The sequence below is a fragment of the Pseudomonas protegens CHA0 genome (genome assembly GCF_000397205.1).
GTDB classification, from domain to species: Bacteria; Pseudomonadota; Gammaproteobacteria; order Pseudomonadales; family Pseudomonadaceae; genus Aquipseudomonas; species Aquipseudomonas protegens.
In genome coordinates this window covers 2224080-2243654 of sequence record NC_021237.1, presented here as the reverse complement: position 1 = coordinate 2243654, position 19575 = coordinate 2224080, and the positions used below count along the sequence as shown (strand labels likewise).

14 protein-coding genes are annotated in these 19575 nt (G+C 62.9%); 6 read left to right on the top strand and 8 right to left on the bottom strand.

Annotated features, from left to right (window positions below):
• Window positions 1-3: 3 nt before the first annotated feature.
• From PFLCHA0_RS10110 to PFLCHA0_RS10100, 3 genes are all read right to left on the bottom strand, one after another.
• Entirely contained in the window at window positions 4-1248 is a 1245-nt protein-coding gene (locus PFLCHA0_RS10110; RefSeq protein WP_011060283.1) for a lipoprotein-releasing ABC transporter permease subunit, read from the bottom strand.
• 71 nt (window positions 1249-1319) lie between these two features.
• Complete coding sequence (gene lolD / locus PFLCHA0_RS10105) at window positions 1320-2003, bottom strand: lipoprotein-releasing ABC transporter ATP-binding protein LolD (protein WP_015634822.1); 684 nt, start codon at window positions 2001-2003, stop codon at window positions 1320-1322.
• 7 nt (window positions 2004-2010) lie between these two features.
• The gene (locus PFLCHA0_RS10100; RefSeq protein WP_011060281.1) at window positions 2011-3261 is read right to left on the bottom strand and encodes a lipoprotein-releasing ABC transporter permease subunit; all 1251 of its coding nucleotides are present in this window, start codon (window positions 3259-3261) and stop codon (window positions 2011-2013) included.
• 94 nt (window positions 3262-3355) lie between these two features.
• On the opposite strand from PFLCHA0_RS10100, the gene PFLCHA0_RS10095 reads away from it, so the two are divergent.
• Together PFLCHA0_RS10095 and PFLCHA0_RS10090 are read left to right on the top strand one after the other, a co-directional pair.
• Window positions 3356-3943: a PilZ domain-containing protein gene (locus PFLCHA0_RS10095; protein WP_015634821.1), complete on the top strand. Its 588-nt coding sequence runs from the start codon at window positions 3356-3358 to the stop codon at window positions 3941-3943.
• A gap of 50 nt (window positions 3944-3993) precedes the next feature.
• The gene (locus PFLCHA0_RS10090; protein ID WP_015634820.1) at window positions 3994-4716 is read left to right on the top strand and encodes a glycerophosphodiester phosphodiesterase; all 723 of its coding nucleotides are present in this window, start codon (window positions 3994-3996) and stop codon (window positions 4714-4716) included.
• 42 nt (window positions 4717-4758) lie between these two features.
• Here PFLCHA0_RS10090 and sthA read toward each other — a convergent pair whose 3' ends face one another.
• The gene (gene sthA, locus PFLCHA0_RS10085; protein WP_011060278.1) at window positions 4759-6153 is read right to left on the bottom strand and encodes a Si-specific NAD(P)(+) transhydrogenase; all 1395 of its coding nucleotides are present in this window, start codon (window positions 6151-6153) and stop codon (window positions 4759-4761) included.
• Between the two features lie 201 nt (window positions 6154-6354).
• Window positions 6355-7329 (bottom strand): FAD:protein FMN transferase, encoded by a 975-nt coding sequence (locus tag PFLCHA0_RS10080; RefSeq protein WP_041752734.1) that lies wholly within the window; start codon window positions 7327-7329, stop codon window positions 6355-6357.
• A gap of 328 nt (window positions 7330-7657) precedes the next feature.
• Here PFLCHA0_RS10080 and tcuC point away from each other — a divergent pair, with 328 nt between their 5' ends.
• Complete coding sequence (gene tcuC, locus PFLCHA0_RS10075; protein ID WP_011060276.1) at window positions 7658-8956, top strand: MFS transporter; 1299 nt, start codon at window positions 7658-7660, stop codon at window positions 8954-8956.
• Window positions 8957-9070: 114 nt separating this feature from the next.
• On the opposite strand, the gene PFLCHA0_RS10070 is transcribed toward tcuC, so the two are convergent.
• A complete protein-coding gene (locus tag PFLCHA0_RS10070; protein WP_011060275.1) occupies window positions 9071-10534 on the bottom strand; it encodes a glyceraldehyde-3-phosphate dehydrogenase in 1464 nt (487 codons plus the stop codon).
• Between the two features lie 353 nt (window positions 10535-10887).
• Between PFLCHA0_RS10070 and mfd the strand changes: the two genes are divergently transcribed.
• The 3 genes from mfd to PFLCHA0_RS10055 are packed head-to-tail and all read left to right on the top strand — an operon-like array spanning window position 10888 to window position 17616.
• Complete coding sequence (gene mfd / locus PFLCHA0_RS10065) at window positions 10888-14337, top strand: transcription-repair coupling factor (protein ID WP_015634818.1); 3450 nt, start codon at window positions 10888-10890, stop codon at window positions 14335-14337.
• Between the two features lie 10 nt (window positions 14338-14347).
• Window positions 14348-14914: a CsiV family protein gene (locus PFLCHA0_RS10060; RefSeq protein WP_015634817.1), complete on the top strand. Its 567-nt coding sequence runs from the start codon at window positions 14348-14350 to the stop codon at window positions 14912-14914.
• 11 nt (window positions 14915-14925) lie between these two features.
• Complete coding sequence (locus tag PFLCHA0_RS10055; RefSeq protein ID WP_015634816.1) at window positions 14926-17616, top strand: DEAD/DEAH box helicase; 2691 nt, start codon at window positions 14926-14928, stop codon at window positions 17614-17616.
• A 54-nt stretch (window positions 17617-17670) separates the two neighbouring features.
• Here the strand turns inward: PFLCHA0_RS10055 and nagZ are convergent, their stop codons facing one another.
• Together nagZ and PFLCHA0_RS10045 are read right to left on the bottom strand one after the other, a co-directional pair.
• A complete protein-coding gene (gene nagZ, locus PFLCHA0_RS10050) occupies window positions 17671-18669 on the bottom strand; it encodes a beta-N-acetylhexosaminidase (RefSeq protein ID WP_169893376.1) in 999 nt (332 codons plus the stop codon).
• Window positions 18670-18850: 181 nt separating this feature from the next.
• Complete coding sequence (locus PFLCHA0_RS10045; protein ID WP_011060270.1) at window positions 18851-19558, bottom strand: TetR/AcrR family transcriptional regulator; 708 nt, start codon at window positions 19556-19558, stop codon at window positions 18851-18853.
• Window positions 19559-19575 lie beyond the last annotated feature (17 nt).

Below are 19575 nucleotides of genomic sequence, written 5' to 3'. Positions count from 1 at the left end.
GTCTCAGGAGTAGCGCAAAGCGTGGGCCGGCTCGACCTTGGACGCGCGCCAGGCCGGATACACGGTCGCCAGGAAGCTCAGAACGAAGCCGGCACCACAGATCAGCACCACGTCGCCGCCCTGCAGTTCAGAAGGCAGGTTACTGACGAAATACACATCGGAGCTGAAGATCTGCTGGCCGCTGATTCTTTCCAGCCAGCCCACCAGCTCACTCACGTTCAGCGCCGCGATTACCCCCAGCACCCCACCGATCAGGGTGCCGACGATACCGATCACCGTCCCCTGGACCATGAAGATCGCCATGATCTGCCGTGGTGTGGCGCCGATGGTGCGCAGGATCGCGATGTCCGCCCCCTTGTCATTCACCACCATGATCAAGGTGGCGATGATGTTGAATGCCGCCACCGCCACGATCATCAGCAGTAACAGGCCGATCATGGTCTTTTCCATCTTCATCGCGCTGAACAGGCTGCCCTGGGTGTGGGTCCAGTCATCGGCGCGGAAGTCCGCCCCCAGGCCCTTGGCGATATCCGCCGAGACCTTTGGCGCGGCATACAGGTCCTTGACCGCCAGGCGCACGCTCTGCACCTGGTTCGGCTGCCAGTGCTGCATTTCTGCAGCATCGGCCACATGAATCAGGCCCATGGAGCCATCCAGCTCGGCCCCCACCTTGAATACCCCAACCACGTTGAGGCGTTGCATGCGCGGGGTGATCCCCCCCGGTGCAGTGCTCACTTCAGGCACGATCAGGGTCAGCTTGTCGCCGACGTTCAGGCGAAAGCGCCGGGCCGTGATCTCGCCGATCACCACGCCGAACTCGCCAGGTTTCAGGTCTTGCAGGCTGCCCTGGACAATATGCTGGGCAACGATGGACACCTTGCCTTCCTGGGCCGGATCGATGCCGCTGATCTGGATCGGCTGCATCGCCCCCTTGTAGGAGAGCATGCCCTCCATCTCAGTAAAGGGCACCGCGGCGGTGACTTCCGGATTCTTCAGGGCCGCCGCGGCCACCGGCTGCCAGTCATCGATGGGCTTGACCCCAACGATAGTGGCGTGGGGCACCATGCCGAGGATGCGCGAGCTCATTTCCCGCTGGAAGCCGTTCATCACCGACAGCACCACGATCATCGCCAACACGCCCAGGGCGAGGCCGATCATCGAGGTCATGGAAATGAACGAGACAAAACGATTGCGCCGCTTGGCGCGGGTGTAGCGCGTGCCGATAAAGATCGATAAAGGTCTGAACATGGGCAAGGCACCCTGGAAAGATTAATGACCCGGCATCGACAGCCCAGCCGCCGACGCCGTGTGCGGGCGCATCAGATAGCGACCAGGTGACCTTCTTGCAGGTGCAGTACGCGGTCCATCTGTCGAGCCAGGTTCATGTCGTGGGTCACCACCAGGAAGGCGGTGCGCATCGAGGTACTGAGCTCCAGCATCAGGTCCTGAATTCCCTGGGCCGTGTGCGAGTCGAGGTTGCCGGTGGGCTCATCGAGCATCACCAGCCCCGGCTTGTTCACCAGCGCCCGGGCAATGGCCACCCGCTGGCGCTCGCCACCGGACAGCTCGGCCGGTTTGTGCTCCAGCCGATGGCCGAGCCCGACCCGCTCCAGCAGCGCGGTGGCACGCTGACGGGCTTCCGGGATCGGCGTGCGGCCAATCAGCAGCGGCATGCAGACGTTCTCCAGCGCGGTGAACTCCGGCAGCAGGTGGTGGAACTGGTAGACGAAGCCCAGGGCGCGGTTGCGCAACTGGCCGCGGGCCTTCTCGCCCAGCGCAGAAAGCTCCTCGCCCGCCAGCCAGACGCTGCCCTTGGATGGCGTATCCAGGCCGCCCAGCAGGTTGAGCAAGGTACTCTTGCCCGAGCCGGAAGTGCCGACGATGGCCACTCGCTCACCCGGGTGCAGCTCCAGTTGCAGGCCAGACAGGACCACCACCGATTCCGGGCCTTCCTCATAGGACTTGCCCAGGTCGCGGCAGCTCAGGATTGCTTTTTCACTCATGCCCAACTCACTCATAACGTAGCGCCTCCGCAGGCTGGGTGCGCGCCGCACGCCAGGCTGGATACAGGGTGGCGAGGAAACTCAGGACCAATGCCGCGCCGCAGACCATCAACACATCCTCGGCCATCAGTTGCGACGGCAGGTAGTCGATGAAATACACGTCGGCATTCAGGAATTTGTGGCCGATCAGGCCTTCAAGGGCGGAAATCGCGGCACTCACGTTCAGCGCCGCCAGCATCCCCAGCACAGCACCGATCAAGGTGCCGACCACGCCGATCACCGTGCCCTGGACCATGAAGATCGCCATGATGGTTCCCGGCGTCGCCCCCAGGGTGCGGAGAATGGCGATATCGCCCTTCTTGTCGTTCACCACCATCACCAGGGTCGAGATGATGTTGAACGCGGCCACCGCGACGATCAGCAGCAGCAACAGGCCGATCATGGCTTTTTCCATGCGGATGGCCTGGTACAGGTTGCCGTGGGTACGGGTCCAGTCGCGGGCGTAATAGTGGTTCTCACCCAGCTGCTGGGCGATTTCCCAGGCGGTGCGCGGGGCCTGGAACAGGTCGTCGAACTTCAGCCGCAGGCCTTGTACCTGATCCGCCTTCCAGCGGTGCAGGCGACCCAGGTCCTGGAGGTTGGTCAGGCCCAGGTAGCCGTCGATCTCGCCGGCGCCGACATGGAAGATGCCCACCACGGTAAAACGCTTCATCCGTGGGAACATCCCGGCCGGGGTCACCGTGACTTCCGGGGCGACGAAGGTCAGCTTGTCTCCCAGGCCGACACCCAGCTTGGTTGCCGCCTTGTCACCAATGACAATGCCGAAACTACCGGGCGCCAGCGCGTCCAACTGCCCCTGCTGCATGAAGTGGTCGATGATCGACACCTGCCGCTCCTGCTCAGGGTCGATGGCATTGAGCAGCACCTTCTGCACCTGGCCATTGTTGGTCAACAGGCCCTGCATCTGGGTGAACGGCGCCACCGCCAGCACTTTGGGGTTCTGCTTGACCTTGTCGGCCAGGCTTTGCCAGTCGCTGATGGGTTCGCCGGATTCGATGGTGGCGTGGGGCACCATGCCCAGCACGCGGGTGCGCATCTCATGATCGAAGCCGTTCATCACCGACAGCACCACGATCATCACGATCACGCCAAGGGCGAGTCCGATCATCGAAGTCAGGGAAATGAATGACACAAAATGATTGCGACGCTTTGCACGGGTGTAACGCGTGCCGATAAAAGCAAACAGAGGTCTGAACATGTCGGGGCTTGTGCAGAGGAAAAGAAGACGTCCTTGTGGCGGGGCCTGGTAAGCAGCTTTACACTCAGACCACTGCCTCTACCATGGGTTCGCCATGTCGACATTAGATGAAGAAGATCGCCGCGAATACTACCGTATCGAGGACACGATCGCACTGGAAATTAGCCCCTTGTCCGCCCTCGACGCGGCGAGCAAGGAAGTGTTGCAGGATGAGTCCCCACTGTTCAATCTGCTCAGTGAACTGCACCTGAGCGAATTCGAATCCCAGCATCTGCTGCGCCAGGTCAGCGAGCGCGATCGCACCCTGGCCAGCTACCTCAAGGCTATGAACAAACGCATCGACCTGCTCAGCCAGGTGGTGGCGCAAACGGTGTTCGGCAAGTTCGGCGAGCCGCAGCGGGTCATTCTGTCCGAGGGCGGCATCGAATTCAGCCATCACCAGAGCTACCCAAGCGGCAGCCATCTTGCGGTGAAGCTGTTGCTGATGCCGCAGGCCCTGGGCCTGCTGCTGCGGGCCAAGGTCACCCACTGCGAGCCCCAGAGCTTTGGCACCTTCGAGATCGGCACCGAGTTCGAAGCATTGACCGATGCCCAACGCCAGCTGCTGGCGCGCTATATCCTGCAGAAACAGGCCCAGCAACGCCGCCAGGCCCGGGAGCAGAGCGACCCCGCCGCCGGCTGAGCAGTACGCCCGACCCTCTCTTAAGGAACAACATCCGTGAAGGAGCAATTGTGACCCTGATCTATGGCCATCGCGGCGCTAAAGGCGAAGCACCCGAAAATACCCTGACCAGCTTTCAGGAGTGCCTCAAGCACGGCGTGCGCCGTTGCGAGCTCGACTTGCACCTGTCCATGGACGGCGAGTTGATGGTGATCCACGACCCGACCCTCAAGCGCACCACAGACCGGCGCGGCAAAGTGGTGGAGCATTCCGCCGCCGAGCTGGTGACCTACGACGCGCGCAAGGGCGGCCCGGGCTGGGTCAACCCCTGCCCCATTCCGCGCCTGGAAGAGCTGTTCGAGAAATGCGACTTCGAGCACTGGCAGCTGGAGGTCAAGAGCGCCTCGCGCACTCGCGCCGCCACCACAGTGCTGGCGATTCGCGAAATGGCCCAGCGTTTCGGCCTGCTGGACAAGGTCACCGTGACCTCAAGTTCTCGGGAAGTATTGAAGGCCGCCGTGGAGCTGACCCCGGACCTGTCCCGCGGACTGGTAGCCGAATACGCCTGGCTCGACCCATTGAAGGTCGCCCAGAGCTATGGCTGCGAGATTCTGGCGTTGAACTGGACGCTGTGCACCCCAGAGCGTCTGCAACGGGCGCAGCGCCAGGGCTTGCATGTGTCGGTATGGACGGTCAACGAGCCTGCGCTGATGCGCAGGCTCGCCGACTTCGGCGTAGATAGCCTGATTACAGACTTTCCCGGTTTGGCCAGCGCCACCCTCGAGAATCGCTGAAATCGGTCTCCCCGGCCGGCTCAGGCCACCGGCCGGAGCCGCTCAAAAAAGCCGGTTGAGGCCATCGTATGCCGCTACCCGATAGGCTTCGGCCATGGTCGGGTAGTTGAAGGTGGTGTTGACGAAGTACTTCAGGGTGTTGAGCTCGCCCGGCTGGCTCATGATCGCCTGGCCGATGTGCACGATCTCCGAAGCCTGGTAGCCGAAGCAATGGACGCCGAGGACTTCCAGGGTTTCCCGGTGGAACAGGATCTTCAGCATGCCTTGAGGCTCGCCGGCGATCTGCGCACGGGCCATGCCCTTGAAGAACGCCTTGCCCACCTCGTAAGGCACCTTGGCCTGGGTCAGTTCCTGCTCGTTCTTGCCGATGGAGCTGATCTCGGGAATGGTGTAGATCCCGGTCGGCACGTCGTTGACGAAGCGCCAACTGCCGTTGTCGACAATACTGCCGGCCGCGGAACGACCCTGGTCGTGGGCGGCACTGGCCAGGCTCGGCCAGCCGATCACGTCACCGGCCCCGTAGATGTTCGGCACGCAGGTGCGGTAGTTCTCGTCGACTTCGATCTGGCCGCGGCTGTTGACCTTGACCCCGATGTTCTCCATGCCCAGCTTGTCGGTGTTGCCGGTACGGCCGTTGCACCAGAGCAAGGCGTCGGCCTTGATCTTCTTGCCAGACTTGAGGTGCAGGATCACGCCGTTGTCCACACCTTCAACGCGGTCGTATTCCTCGTTGTGGCGCACGGTGATGTTGTTGTTGCTGAAGTGGTAGCTCAGGGCCTGGGAGATTTCCGAATCCAGGAAGCTCAGCAACTGGCCGCGGTTGTCCACCAGCTCCACCAGAACCCCCAGGCCACTGAAGATCGAGGCGTATTCGCAACCGATGACCCCGGCGCCGTAGACGATGAGTTTGCGCGGGGTATGGCCGAGGCTGAGGATGGTGTCGCTATCGTAGATACGCGGGTGGCTGAAATCGATATCCGCGGGGCGATAGGGGCGCGAGCCGGTGGCAATGATGATGTGCTTGGCTACCAGCTTTTCCACCACGCCGTTGGCGCAGACCACTTCCACGGTCTGCTCGTCGGCGAAGCTGCCAGTGCCGAAGAACACATCGACCCGGTTGCGGGCGTAGTAGCCAGTACGCGAGGCCACTTGCTTGGAGATGACCTTCTCGGCGCTCTTGAGCACGTCCGGGAAGGAGAACCAGCGCGGCTCGCCAATGGCCCGGAACATCGGGTTGGTGTTGAACTGCATGATCTGCCGGACCGAGTGACGCAGGGCCTTGGACGGGATGGTACCCAGGTGGGTGCAGTTGCCGCCGACCTGGCGACGGCTATCGACCATCGCCACTTTGCGTCCTGCTTTCGCGGCGTTCATCGCCGCACCTTCTCCAGCGGGGCCTGAGCCCAGCACCACTACGTCGTAGTTGTAGACAGCCATGCGTACTCCTCAGAACAGGCCGAGACACCCTTCTGGCGTCTCCGGCTAAATCATGCCGCGGCCAGCGGCATGAAGGATCAATTTGGCTCGGTTACGAACCCGGGCACAGTCTATAGAAGCGTCAACGCCGCGCACATTAACCCTTGGTCGCGTCGTAGGCTACTTTTGCCTGCACTACAGGCTGCGCAACAGCGCACCAGGTTATTGTTTTTGCCCGGCCAGCAGCGCATCGAAAGCCGGGTTGCTGCGTGTGACGAAACCTGTAGCGCTGCGCATCACAAAAAATCCGGCGATGCCGTGTTTTTCCGCGTAGTCCCAGCCCGCCTCCGGGCCGAGTATCAGCAACAGCGTCGACAGGCCATCGGCCATCAACGCCGAAGGATGAATCACCGTTACCGAGGCCAACGGGTGGGCGATGGGTTGGCCGAGCCGGGCATCGAAGGTATGGGAGTAACGCTGGCCGTCCTGCTCGAAGTAATTACGGTAGTCGCCGGAAGTGGAAACGCCAAAACCATCCAGGGCGATCACCCGCTGGGCTACCTGCTGGTCATCACGCGGCTCCTCCAGGGCTATCCGCCATGGTGAGCCGTCGGGCTTGCGACCCACGGCCTTGAGCTCGCCGGTGGCTTCGGCAAGGAAGCTGTCGATCCCCAGTTGCGTGAGCCGGGCAGCGATGCGGTCCACCGCATAGCCGGCGGCGATGCTGTTGAAATCCACCTCCACCGGCGCATCCTTGCACAGCTCCTGCCCTTCGATACGCAGGTGAGCGTGCCCTACCCGCTGCCGCACCTCAGCCAGGGCTGACGCGCCGGGAACCTTTTCCTCTCGCCCCTGAGGGCCAAAACCCCAGAGATCCAGCAGCGGTTCCACCGTCAGGTCGAAGGCGCCATCGCTGCCCCGGGACAACTGCTCACCCACTCGCACCAACTGCAACACCGGCTCCGGCATCGGCTGGCAGCTATCGGCGGGCAAGGCGTTGAAACGCTCGATGTCCGAATCGCTGCGATAGGTGGACATCTGCCCGTCGACCTCGGCCAGAATCCCCTCGACCTCAGCCTGTATCAGGGACGGCGCCGGCCCCTGGGCGTGACGCACATACTGCACCGACCAGGTGCTGCCCATGGTCGGCCCGGAGAGGCTTTCCAGGCGCTCGCCGCCACAACCGGCCAACAGCACCAGCGCGGTGTACAAAGCGCTCCATCGCGATCGTTGCTTACCCGACAAGGTGTTCCTCCCGATCAACCGCCCTGCTGGGCCAGCTGGCAGTACAAATGGCCATTATGCGACAGACGGAGGCCGCCTGCCCGGCGTCCCACCGCCTTGGCTACGGGCAGAACCTTGATCTAGAGCCGCCCTGCCACCCCAAGAGTTTTTGTTGCCGGATGGCTTTCATACACATATCGTTACAAAACTGTTCAGCGTGCAGCCTCGAGCCCCGACTTTGCAGTAAGGGACGCATAACGACCAGGGATTGCTAACAAGACAGCCAAAGTGAGTGAAAAAAATGTCCACGACCACGGGCAAAGGCAAGGCGATCTTTCGCGTTGTCAGCGGCAACTTTCTCGAGATGTTCGACTTCATGGTCTACGGCTTCTACGCCACGGCGATTGCCAAGACCTTCTTTCCTGCGGACAGCGCCTTCGCCTCGTTGATGCTGTCCCTGGCGACCTTTGGCGCGGGCTTCCTGATGCGCCCCCTGGGAGCGATTTTCCTCGGTGCCTACATTGACCGTCACGGCCGTCGCCAAGGCCTGATCATTACCCTGGCACTGATGGCCGCGGGCACCGTGCTGATTGCCTGCGTGCCGGGCTACGCCACCCTTGGCGTCGCCGCGCCCTTGCTGGTGCTGCTGGGTCGCCTGCTGCAGGGCTTTTCCGCCGGCGTCGAGCTGGGCGGGGTGTCGGTGTACCTGGCCGAAATCTCCACGCCGGGCCGCAAGGGCTTCTTCGTCAGTTGGCAGTCGGCCAGCCAACAGGCCGCAGTGGTCTTCGCCGGCCTGCTGGGCGTAGGCCTGAACCACTGGCTGAGCCCCGAGCAAATGGGTGACTGGGGCTGGCGCGTGCCGTTCCTGGTGGGCTGCATGATTGTTCCGGCGATCTTCATGATCCGTCGCTCCCTGGAAGAGACCCCGGAGTTCCAGGCCCGCAAGCATCGCCCTTCGCTGCAGGAAATCGTCCGTTCCATCGGCCAGAACTTCGGCATCGTCATCGCCGGCATGGCTCTGGTGGTGATGACCACCGTGTCCTTCTACCTGATCACCGCCTACACCCCGACCTTCGGCAAGGCCGAACTGCACCTGTCGGACTTCGACGCCCTGCTGGTAACCGTGTGCATCGGTCTGTCGAACTTCTTCTGGCTGCCGGTCATGGGGTCACTGTCGGACAAGATCGGCCGCAAGCCGCTGCTGCTGGGGGCGACCATCCTGGCCATCTTCACGGCTTATCCGGCACTGTCCTGGCTGGTGGCCAACCCCAGCTTCAGCCACCTGCTGATCGTCGAGCTGTGGCTGTCTTTCCTCTATGGCTCGTATAACGGCGCGATGGTGGTGGCCCTGACTGAAATCATGCCGGTGGAAGTGCGCACCACGGGTTTTTCCCTGGCCTACAGCCTGGCCACCGCGACCTTCGGCGGCTTTACCCCGGCAGCCTGCACCTACCTGATCCACGTCCTGGGCAATCAGGCGGCTCCGGGCATCTGGCTCAGTGGCGCGGCGGTGCTGGGGCTGATCGCCACCCTGGTGCTGTTCCGCGGCAATCGCCACGAACTGCGTACCGCGCAAGCGGCAACAGCGCGCGGCGCCTGAGACAAACGCTTCGCTGGCAAGCCAGCTCCTACGGTTGCGCCGACCTGGCTTGCCGGCGCAAGCCACAAACAAAAACGCCCCGACAAGTCGGGGCGTTTTCATTTCAGCAGTCGCTTAGCGTGGGAACGCTGGCGGGTTGACCCCGGCCATGTCTTCCATCACGCGCACTACCTGGCAGCTGTAACCGAACTCGTTGTCGTACCAGACGTACAGAACAACGCGGTTGTCCTGAACGATGGTCGCTTCAGCGTCGACCACACCGGCGTGACGCGAGCCCACGAAGTCGGTGGACACCACTTCCTGCGAGTTGACGAAGTCGATCTGCTTGTGCAGGTCGGAGTGCAGCGCCATGTAGCGCAGGTACTCGTTCATCTCTTCACGGGTGGCGGCTTTCTCGAGGTTCAGGTTGAGAATGGCCATCGACACGTTTGGCGTCGGAACGCGGATCGCGTTACCGGTCAGCTTGCCGGCCAGCTCAGGCAGGGCCTTGGCAGCAGCAGTAGCAGCACCGGTCTCGGTGATCACCATGTTCAGCGCGGCGCTACGGCCACGGCGATCGCCCTTGTGGAAGTTGTCGATCAGGTTCTGGTCGTTGGTGTACGAGTGAACGGTTTCGACGTGACCGTTGATGATGCCGAACTTGTCATTCACAGCCTTCAGCACCGGCACGATGGCGTTGGTGGTGCAGGAAGCGGCGGACACGATCTTGTCGTCAGCGGTGATTTCGTTGTGGTTGATACCGTGAACGATGTTCTTCAGCTTGCCTTTGCCTGGCGCGGTCAGAACAACGCGGTCGATACCCGGGCAGGCCAGGTGCTGGCCCAGACCGTCGGCGTCACGCCATACACCGGTGTTGTCCACCAGCAGAGCGTCCTTGATGCCGTACTGGGTGTAGTCCACCTCGGTCGGGTTCTTCGCGTAGATGACCTGGATCAGGTTACCGTTGGCGGTGATGGTGTTGTTTTCTTCGTCGATGGTGATGGTGCCGTTGAACGAACCGTGCACCGAGTCGCGACGCAGCAGGCTGGCGCGCTTGGTCAGGTCGTTTTCGGCGCCCTTGCGCACCACGATGGCGCGCAGACGCAGGCCGTCGCCACCACCGGTTTTCTCGATCAGGATGCGCGCCAGCAGACGGCCGATACGACCGAAGCCGTACAGGACTACGTCAGTGCCTTTGCGGGCCGAAGCATTTTGCTGGCCAACCACATCAGCCATTTCTTCGCGAACGAACTGCTCGGCGCTGCGGCCATTGCCTTCGTTACGGAATTTGAACGCCAACTTGCCCAGGTCTACCGATGCCGCGCCGAGCTTGAGCTCGCTCATGGCTTTAAGCAGAGGGAATGTTTCGTGGACGGAGAGTTCGCTATCGTCGGAGGAACGGTGGCGAGCAAAGCGGTGAGCTTTGAGAATCGCGATGACAGACTGGTTGATCAGGCTGCGGCCATAGATCGAGCTCACCACGTTGTTATTGCGGTAGAGCTGACCGATAAGCGGAATCATCGCTTCTGCGAGTGCTTCACGGTCGATCCATTCACCAAGACACTGGTCGGGCTTCTGAGTCACGGGAACCTTCCACATGTAGGGGCAGAAAAAAGGGGCTACATTATGCCGCCCAGTTCCTGTCGTAGCAATGCGCGCCTGTCGTGCGGAACGTAACAAAAAGCCCTTGCAAAAAAACACCACTGTGCTGGAGACCAGTAAAACCGCGGCTTCCAGCAGCGTCAATTTTTTGGACATCACACCAGCCTGTCTGTAACCCTCCGTAACACCAGCCACAATCGGCACTACATTTCAGGTCAAGAAGCGCATTTTGTTGTCATAGCCACTACATTTGCCCCAACCAGCGTATTAGACGCATCAGCCACTGACAGTGGCTGCCCGGGGCCGTTACAATTACCGACTTTGTCGCAACGCTTGGAGCTTGACCGTCCGTGCCCGTCCTGCGTCTACCGCTACTCCCTGCCGCCGCCGGCAAACAGCATTGGGGCAACTTGCCCGGTGCCGCCCTGAGCCTGGCCATCGCCGAAGCCGCCAGCGCTGCCAAGCGCTTCACCCTCCTGCTGACTGCCGACAGCCAAAGCGCTGACCGGCTGGAACAGGAGCTGAGCTTCTTCGCCCCGGATCTGCCGGTGCTGCATTTTCCTGACTGGGAAACCCTGCCCTACGACCTGTTCTCGCCGCACCAGGACATCATTTCCCAGCGCATCGCCAGCCTCTATCGGCTGCCGGAGCTGGAACATGGCGTGCTGGTGGTGCCGATCACCACTGCCCTGCACCGCCTGGCGCCCACCCAGTTCCTGCTGGGCAGCAGCCTGGTGCTGGACGTCGGCCAGAAGCTCGATGTGGAACAGATGCGCACCCGCCTGGAAGCCAGTGGTTACCGCTACGTGGACACCGTCTACGAACACGGCGAATTCACCGTGCGCGGCGCACTGATCGATCTGTTTCCCATGGGCAGCAAGCTGCCCTATCGCATCGACCTGTTCGACGACGAAATCGAGACCCTGCGCACCTTCGATCCGGAGAACCAGCGCTCCATCGACAAGGTCGACTCGGTGCGCCTGCTGCCGGCCAAGGAGTTCCCGCTGCAGAAAGAAGCGGTGACCCGCTTCAAGGCGCGCTTTCGCGAACGCTTCGATGTGGACTTCCGTCGCTGCCCGATCTTCCAGGACCTGAGCAGCGGGATTACCCCGGCCGGTATCGAGTACTACCTGCCGCTGTTCTTCGAAGAGACCTCGACCCTGTTCGACTACCTGCCCCAGGACACCCAGGTGTTTTCCCTGCCGGGCATCGAACAGGCCGCGGAAAACTTCTGGAACGATGTACGCAACCGCTATGAAGAGCGCCGCGTCGACCCTTCGCGCCCGCTCCTGCCCCCGGCCGAACTGTTCCTGCCAGTGGAAGACTGCTTCGCCCGGCTGAAGAACTGGCCGCGAGTGGTGGCCAGCCAGCAGGACATCGAGACCGGTGTCGGCCGCGAACGCTTCCCGGCCCACGAGCTGCCGAACCTGGCCATCGAAGCCAAGGCCAACCAGCCGCTGGCAGCACTTTCGGGCTTTCTCGACGAGTTCCCCGGGCGAGTGCTGTTCACCGCCGAATCCGCCGGCCGCCGGGAAGTGCTGCTGGAGCTGCTGGAGCGCCTCAAGCTGCGACCCAAGACCGTCGACAGCTGGCCGGACTTCGTCGCCAGCAAGGAACGCCTGGCAATCACCATCGCCCCGCTGGACGAAGGCCTGGTGCTGGACGATCCGGCCCTGGCCCTGGTGGCCGAAAGCCCGTTGTTCGGCCAGCGAGTAATGCAGCGTCGGCGCCGGGAAAAGCGCGCCGATGCCAACAACGATGCAGTGATCAAGAACCTCACCGAGCTGCGTGAAGGCGCGCCGGTCGTGCACATCGATCATGGTGTCGGCCGCTACCTGGGGCTGGCCACGCTGGAAATCGACAATCAGGTCGCCGAATTTCTCACTCTGGAATACGCCGAGGGCGCCAAGCTCTATGTGCCCGTGGCCAACCTGCACCTGATCGCCCGTTACACCGGCAGCGACGATGCACTCGCCCCACTGCACCGCCTGGGCTCGGAAGCCTGGCAGAAAGCCAAGCGCAAAGCCGCCGAACAGGTGCGGGACGTGGCGGCCGAGCTGCTGGACATCTATGCCCGCCGCGCCGCCCGGGAAGGCTATGCCTTTGCCGACCCGAAGGCCGACTACGCCACCTTCAGCGCCGGCTTCCCCTTCGAGGAAACCCCGGACCAGCAAAGCACCATCGAGGCCGTGCGCGAAGACATGCTCTCGGGCAAACCGATGGACCGACTGGTCTGTGGCGACGTGGGCTTCGGCAAGACCGAAGTGGCCATGCGCGCCGCTTTCATTGCGGTCCACGGCGGCAAGCAAGTGGCGATCCTGGTGCCCACCACCCTACTCGCCCAGCAGCACTACAACAGCTTCCGCGACCGCTTCGCCGACTGGCCGGTGACCGTGGAAGTGATGAGCCGCTTCAAGTCCACCAAGGAAGTGAATGCTGCGGTGGCGGACCTCGCCGAAGGCAAGATCGACATCGTCATCGGCACCCACAAGCTGTTGCAGGACGATGTGAAGATCAAGAACCTGGGGCTGGTGATCATCGACGAAGAACACCGATTCGGGGTCCGCCAGAAAGAGCAGCTCAAGGCGCTGCGCAGCGAAGTCGACATCCTGACCCTGACCGCCACGCCGATCCCGCGGACCCTGAACATGGCCGTCTCGGGCATGCGCGATCTGTCGATCATCGCCACCCCGCCGGCGCGACGCCTGTCGGTGCGCACCTTTGTCATGGAGCAGAACAAGAGCACGGTCAAAGAGGCCCTGCTGCGCGAACTGCTGCGTGGCGGCCAGGTGTACTACCTGCACAACGACGTGAAGACCATCGAGAAATGCGCCGCCGACCTGGCCGAACTGGTGCCCGAGGCGCGGATCGGCATCGGCCACGGGCAGATGCGCGAACGCGAACTCGAACAAGTGATGAGCGACTTCTATCACAAGCGCTTCAACGTGCTGATCGCCTCGACCATCATCGAGACCGGCATCGACGTGCCCAGCGCCAACACCATCATCATCGAGCGCGCCGACAAGTTCGGCCTGGCCCAGTTGCACCAGTTGCGCGGTCGGGTCGGGCGCAGTCACCACCAGGCCTACGCATACCTCTTGACGCCACCGCGCCAGCAGATCACCCCGGACGCGGAAAAACGCCTGGAGGCCATCGCCAACACCCAGGACCTGGGAGCCGGCTTCGTCCTGGCCACCAACGACCTGGAGATCCGTGGCGCTGGCGAACTGCTGGGCGACGGCCAGAGCGGGCAGATCCAGGCCGTGGGCTTCACCCTCTACATGGAAATGCTCGAACGCGCGGTGAAGGCCATCCGCAAGGGCGAACAACCGAACCTCGACCAGCCACTGGGTGGCGGCCCGGAAATCAACCTGCGCCTGCCGGCACTGATTCCCGAGGACTACCTGCCGGACGTGCACGCGCGCCTGATCCTCTACAAGCGCATCGCGTCGGCCACCGACGAGGACGGCCTGAAGGACCTGCAAGTGGAGATGATCGACCGCTTCGGCCTGCTGCCGGAGCCGACCAAGAACCTGATCCGCCTGACCCTGCTCAAACTCCAGGCCGAGCAACTGGGGATCAAGAAGGTCGACGGCGGCCCACAAGGCGGCCGCATCGAGTTCGCCGCAGATACACCGGTAGACCCACTGGCCTTGATCAAACTGATCCAGGGCCAGCCCAAACGCTACAAATTCGAAGGCGCAACCCTGTTCAAGTTCATGGTGCCGATGGAGCGCCCGGAAGAGCGCTTTAATACATTGGAGGCACTGTTTGAGCGCCTCACCCCGAAATCTGCTTGAAGGACGCCCCATGCGCCTGTTCCGCTCCCTGACCCTGCTCCTGGCCCTGGTCGCGCCAACGGCCTTTGCCGATGACCTGTACCAGGTGGAAATGATCCTCGTACGGCAGAACGCCGAGCCGCTGATCGTCAGCCGTGCAGCCCCCGAAGACTGGGCCGCCGGCGCTCAACGGCTGAGCCCGGACAGCCTGCGTACCCCAGCCCTGGGCAGCATCGTGGAAAAGCTCGGCGCCAGCGGCAGCTACAGCGTGCTGTTGCACAAGGCCTGGCAACAGACCCTGGGGGAAACCCCGGTAAAGGTTGCCCTCAGCGATGGCCCGGAACAGTTCGGCCAGTTCCCCATCGAAGGCACCCTGAGCCTGAAGCTAGGGCGCTTCACCGATGTGGACGCGGACTTCTGGGTCAACCAGATCGACAGCAACGGCCTGGTCACCAGCAGCGAGCGCCTGAAACAGCAGAGCCATACCAAGAATGGCCAGCTCAACTACCTGGACAACGGCCATCTGGCGCTGCTGATCAAGATCACCTCGCTGACCGCACCGGCACCGCGCCCCGCTCCAACTGAAATTCCGGACTGATCGAAGTCCCTATGACCCCGCCCCTGACCAAACCCCTGGCCCCCTCCTGGGTCAACCGCTTCAAGGAACAAGCCTTGGAGCGTGGCCGGCGCTACGCCCTGGAAAAACGCGTGCGCATCGCCACGGCCGGAGACAGCGCTATCACCGCCAGTTGCGAAGGCTCCGGTGGCACTATGTACCGGCAGACCATCACCCTGCGCGAATCGAGCAAGGGCAACCTGCTGCTGATCGACGCCCACTGCACCTGCCCAGTACGCAGCAACTGCAAGCACATCGCTGCGGTGCTGCTACAAGTGGAGGAAACCCTGGCCTACCCGGCGGCAGCCCAGGACGCAGAACTGCTGGAAAAGCTCTCCGCAGTCCTCGACAGCCGTCGCCCCGCTGCCCTGCCCCAGGTACTGCTGGAGGATGTGCACCCGGTGCCGCGGCTGTGGCTGGCAAGCATCGAGTTCAGCGCCTTCGAACCGCGCAACGGCAAGATGCAGCGCTACATCCAGCACCGCGCCGCACTGTCGTTCAACTACAGGGGCGAATACGCCAGCGGGCAGAAGAACACCGATGTGATCATCCGCCAGGAACACCAGAGCCTGCGCATCAAGCGCCAGCCCGAGCTGGAACAGGGCTGGCGCGAGCAATTGCGAGGCCTGGGCTTCAAGATCGCCACCCGGCAGAGCAAGGCACTGCCGGAAAGCGCCGGCGAGCTGTTCGAGATGGTCAACGACAGCGCCTGGCTGACCTTCACCCTCAACGAGCTGCCCAAGCTGCGCAGCCAGGGCTGGGAGCTGCAGATCGACGAAGGCTTCGGCTTCGACCTGACGGCGGTGGACGACTGGTACGCCAGTGTCGACGAGGCCCCGGGCCGCGACTGGTTCGACCTGGAACTGGGGATCATCGTCAACGGCGAGCGCTTGAGCCTGCTGCCGATTTTGCTCAACCTGATGCGCTCGCACACCGAGATCCTCAATCCGGAGCGCCTGGCCAAGCGCCGCGACGACGAGCTGATCCTGGTGAACATTCCCAATCGGCCCAACTCCCTGCATGGCCCGCTGCAAGTGGCACTGCCCTATGGCCGCCTGAAGCCGGTACTGGCAACCCTGGGCGAGTTCTATCTGCAAGAACCCGGCGATACCACCCTGCGCTTGAGCAGCGCCGACGCCACCCGCCTCAACCCGTTGCAGGACCTGCCACTGCTATGGGAAGGCGGCGAACACATTCGCACCTTCGCCCAGCGCCTGCGGGACATCCGCGACTACTCGGCGCCGGCGCCCCAGGGCCTGAACGCCACCCTGCGCCCCTATCAGCTCGAAGGCCTGAGCTGGATGCAGTCACTGCGCCAGCTGGAAGTGGGCGGCATCCTGGCCGACGACATGGGCCTGGGCAAGACCCTGCAAACCCTGGCGCACATACTCAGCGAGAAGAACGCCGGGCGCCTGGACCGCCCCTGCATGGTGGTAATGCCCACCAGCCTGATTCCCAACTGGCTGGACGAGGCCGCGCACTTCACCCCGCAGCTCAAGGTACTGGCGCTGTATGGCGCCGGGCGCAAGAAACACTTCGCCCAGCTGGGCGACCATGACTTGCTGCTGACCACCTATGCGCTGCTGCCCAAGGACATCGAACTGCTGGCGGCCCAGCCCCTGCATGTGCTGATCCTCGATGAGGCGCAGTACATCAAGAACCCGTCGAGCAAGGCCGCCCAGGCTGCTCGGGAACTCAATGCCCGGCAGCGCCTGTGCCTGTCCGGCACGCCGCTGGAAAACCATCTGGGGGAGCTCTGGTCGCTGTTCCACTTCCTCTTGCCGGGCTGGCTCGGCGATGCCAAGAGCTTCAACCGTGACTACCGGGTACCGATTGAAAAGCACGCCAGCGAGGTGCGCCTGCAGCACCTCAACGGCCGGATCAAGCCCTTCCTGCTGCGCCGTACCAAGGAGCAAGTGGCCACCGAACTGCCGCCCAAGACCGAGATCATCCACTGGGTCGAGCTCAACGAGGCGCAGCGTGATGTCTACGAAACCATGCGCCTGGCCATGGACAAGAAAGTGCGCGACGAAATCACCCGCAAAGGTGTGGCGCGCAGCCAGATCATCATTCTTGAAGCCCTGCTCAAACTGCGTCAGGTGTGTTGCGACCTGCGCCTGGTCAACGACTCGCCACCCACACGGGGCAGCTCCTCAGGCAAGCTCGACAGCCTGATGGAAATGCTTGAAGAACTGTTCGAAGAGGGCCGGCGGATTCTGCTGTTCTCGCAGTTCACCTCGATGCTGAGCCTGATCGAGGCCGAGCTGAAGCGGCGCAACATCGCCTACGCCTTGCTCACCGGCCAGACCCGGGACCGGCGCACTCCGGTACGGGACTTCCAGAGCGGCAAGCTGCAGATTTTCCTGATCAGTCTCAAGGCTGGTGGTGTCGGCCTCAACCTGACCGAAGCCGATACGGTGATTCACTACGACCCTTGGTGGAACCCGGCCACCGAGAGCCAGGCTACCGACCGCGCCTATCGCATCGGCCAGGAAAAGCCCGTGTTCGTCTACAAGCTGATTGCCCGAGGTACGGTGGAAGAAAAGATCCAGCACCTGCAGCAGGAAAAATCGGACCTGGCGGCAGGTGTGCTTGATGGGCGCAAGGCCGGTGACTGGAAGCTGCAGAGCGACGACATCGAAGCCTTGTTCGCCCCACTGCCGGACAACAAGGGCGGCCGCTGAGACCGGCCACGTGCGGGGGCATCCAGAATTGCCCGGAGCCCCCTTGCGAAGTCGTCAGTCGATCAACTGGGCATCCTTGAGGGCACCCAGCGCCGCCAACCAACGCGGATCCTGCTTGTACTCGATATTGGCGAAGGCCTGGCCACGCATGCGCGCGATGCGTGGCGAAGGCTGCACCTTGAGGCGCTGCACGGCACTCAGGGCCAGCTCGGCGGCAGCACGGTCATTGCATACCAGCCCCATGTCGCAACCGGCGGTCAGCGCCGCTTCGATCCGGCTTGCCGCGTCCCCGACGACATGGGCGCCGGCCATGGACAGGTCATCGCTGAAGATCACCCCGTCAAATTGCAGCTCGCCACGCAGGATGTCCTGCAACCAGTAGCGCGAGAAGCCGGCCGGTTGAGGGTCGACTTGCGGATAGATGACGTGCGCAGGCATCACTGCCGCCAACTGCTTGCTCAGACGAGCAAAGGGCAACAGGTCCTTGGCACGGATTTCATCCAGACTGCGCTCGTCATTGGGGATCGCCACATGAGAGTCGGCCTCGGCCCAGCCGTGCCCGGGAAAGTGCTTGCCGGTAGCGGCCATGCCGGCGCTGTTCATACCGCGGATAAACGCACCGGCGAGCAACGCCGCCTGCTCGGGGTCGCCCTCGAAAGCCCGGCTGCCCACCACCGCGCTGCGCTGGTGATCGAGGTCCAGTACCGGGGCGAAGCTCAGGTCCAGCCCCACCGCCAGCACCTCGGTGGCCATGACCCAGCCACACTGCTCGGCCAGGTACTCGGCATTCGGATTGTCGGCCAGGGCACGCATGGCCGGCAGGCGCACAAAGCCCTGGCGCAGACGCTGCACCCGGCCGCCCTCCTGGTCCACGGCCAACAACAGGTCCGGGCGAATCGCCCGAATCGCCGCGCACAGCTCCCGTACCTGGCGCGGATGTTCGATATTGCGGGCAAAGATGATCAACCCACCGACCTGCGGCTGGCGCAGGAGTTGGCGATCTTCGGCCGTCAGCCAGGTACCGGCGACGTCCACCATCAAAGAGCCTTGCAGGCCAGCAGTCATAGAAATTCCTTAAGCACTACAATGGCTTCCAGGCAACGCTGATCGAGCCGCATCCGCATGGATGCAGCCGGGCCGAGCAGCATCGGCGCAGGGAAGGCACGGGATATAGAACGAGAATCGGCATGGGCGGCTAGCTTAGCGGATGTAAGCTGTCGCGCCCACCCGTGGGTCAGGCCTTGGCGGCTGCCGGGGCCGATTTGCTGCGCGGCTTGAGCTGGGCGCTGGCCATGGCTTCGTCGGTGACGCCGGTTTCGGCACGCATGCCGGCGGCGAGGAACGGCACCATCAGGCGCATCACCTGCTCGATGGAGGTATTGACCCCGAAATCGGTTTCGGCGATAGCCCGCAGCGCCTTGATCCCGGACATGCTGAACGCCGCAGCACCGAGCATGAAGTGCACGCGCCAGAACAGCTCGATGGGCGGAATACGCGGCGCCGCTTCGTTGACCAGCAGCATGTAGCGGCGGAACACCTTGCCGTACATGTCCTCCAGATAACGCCGCAAGTGCCCCTGGCTCTGGCTGAACGCCAGCCCCAGCAGACGCATGAAGATCGACAGGTCGTTACCGCTGCGCGGCTGCACTACCAGGGCCTGCTCGACGAGGATCTCCAGCAGCTCTTCCAGGCTCGGCTTGTTCTCCGGCCTGGACTGACGGCGCTCAAGCTCACGATCGAGACTGATGCAGAACGGGCCGAGGAAACGCGAGAATACCGCCTGGATCAAGGCCTTCTTGGACCCGAAATGATAGTTGACCGCTGCCAGGTTGACCCCGGCCTTGCTGGTGATCAGCCGCAATGAGGTTTCGGCAAAACCTTTTTCCGCGAACAACTGCTCGGCAGCATCGAGAATGCGTTCAACGGTTTCCGACTGGGCCATGGCTACTCCGCCTGACA

Coding starts and splice junctions, on each gene's coding strand:
- PFLCHA0_RS10045 (WP_011060270.1), bottom strand. CDS start 19,558: ATGGCCCAGTCGGAAACCGTTGAACGCATTCTCGATGCTGCCGAGCAG.
- tcuC (WP_011060276.1), top strand. CDS start 7,658: ATGTCCACGACCACGGGCAAAGGCAAGGCGATCTTTCGCGTTGTCAGC.
- PFLCHA0_RS10095 (WP_015634821.1), top strand. CDS start 3,356: ATGTCGACATTAGATGAAGAAGATCGCCGCGAATACTACCGTATCGAG.
- PFLCHA0_RS10055 (WP_015634816.1), top strand. CDS start 14,926: ATGACCCCGCCCCTGACCAAACCCCTGGCCCCCTCCTGGGTCAACCGC.
- lolD (WP_015634822.1), bottom strand. CDS start 2,003: ATGAGTGAAAAAGCAATCCTGAGCTGCCGCGACCTGGGCAAGTCCTAT.
- PFLCHA0_RS10110 (WP_011060283.1), bottom strand. CDS start 1,248: ATGTTCAGACCTTTATCGATCTTTATCGGCACGCGCTACACCCGCGCC.
- PFLCHA0_RS10070 (WP_011060275.1), bottom strand. CDS start 10,534: ATGTGGAAGGTTCCCGTGACTCAGAAGCCCGACCAGTGTCTTGGTGAA.
- PFLCHA0_RS10100 (WP_011060281.1), bottom strand. CDS start 3,261: ATGTTCAGACCTCTGTTTGCTTTTATCGGCACGCGTTACACCCGTGCA.
- sthA (WP_011060278.1), bottom strand. CDS start 6,153: ATGGCTGTCTACAACTACGACGTAGTGGTGCTGGGCTCAGGCCCCGCT.
- PFLCHA0_RS10060 (WP_015634817.1), top strand. CDS start 14,348: ATGCGCCTGTTCCGCTCCCTGACCCTGCTCCTGGCCCTGGTCGCGCCA.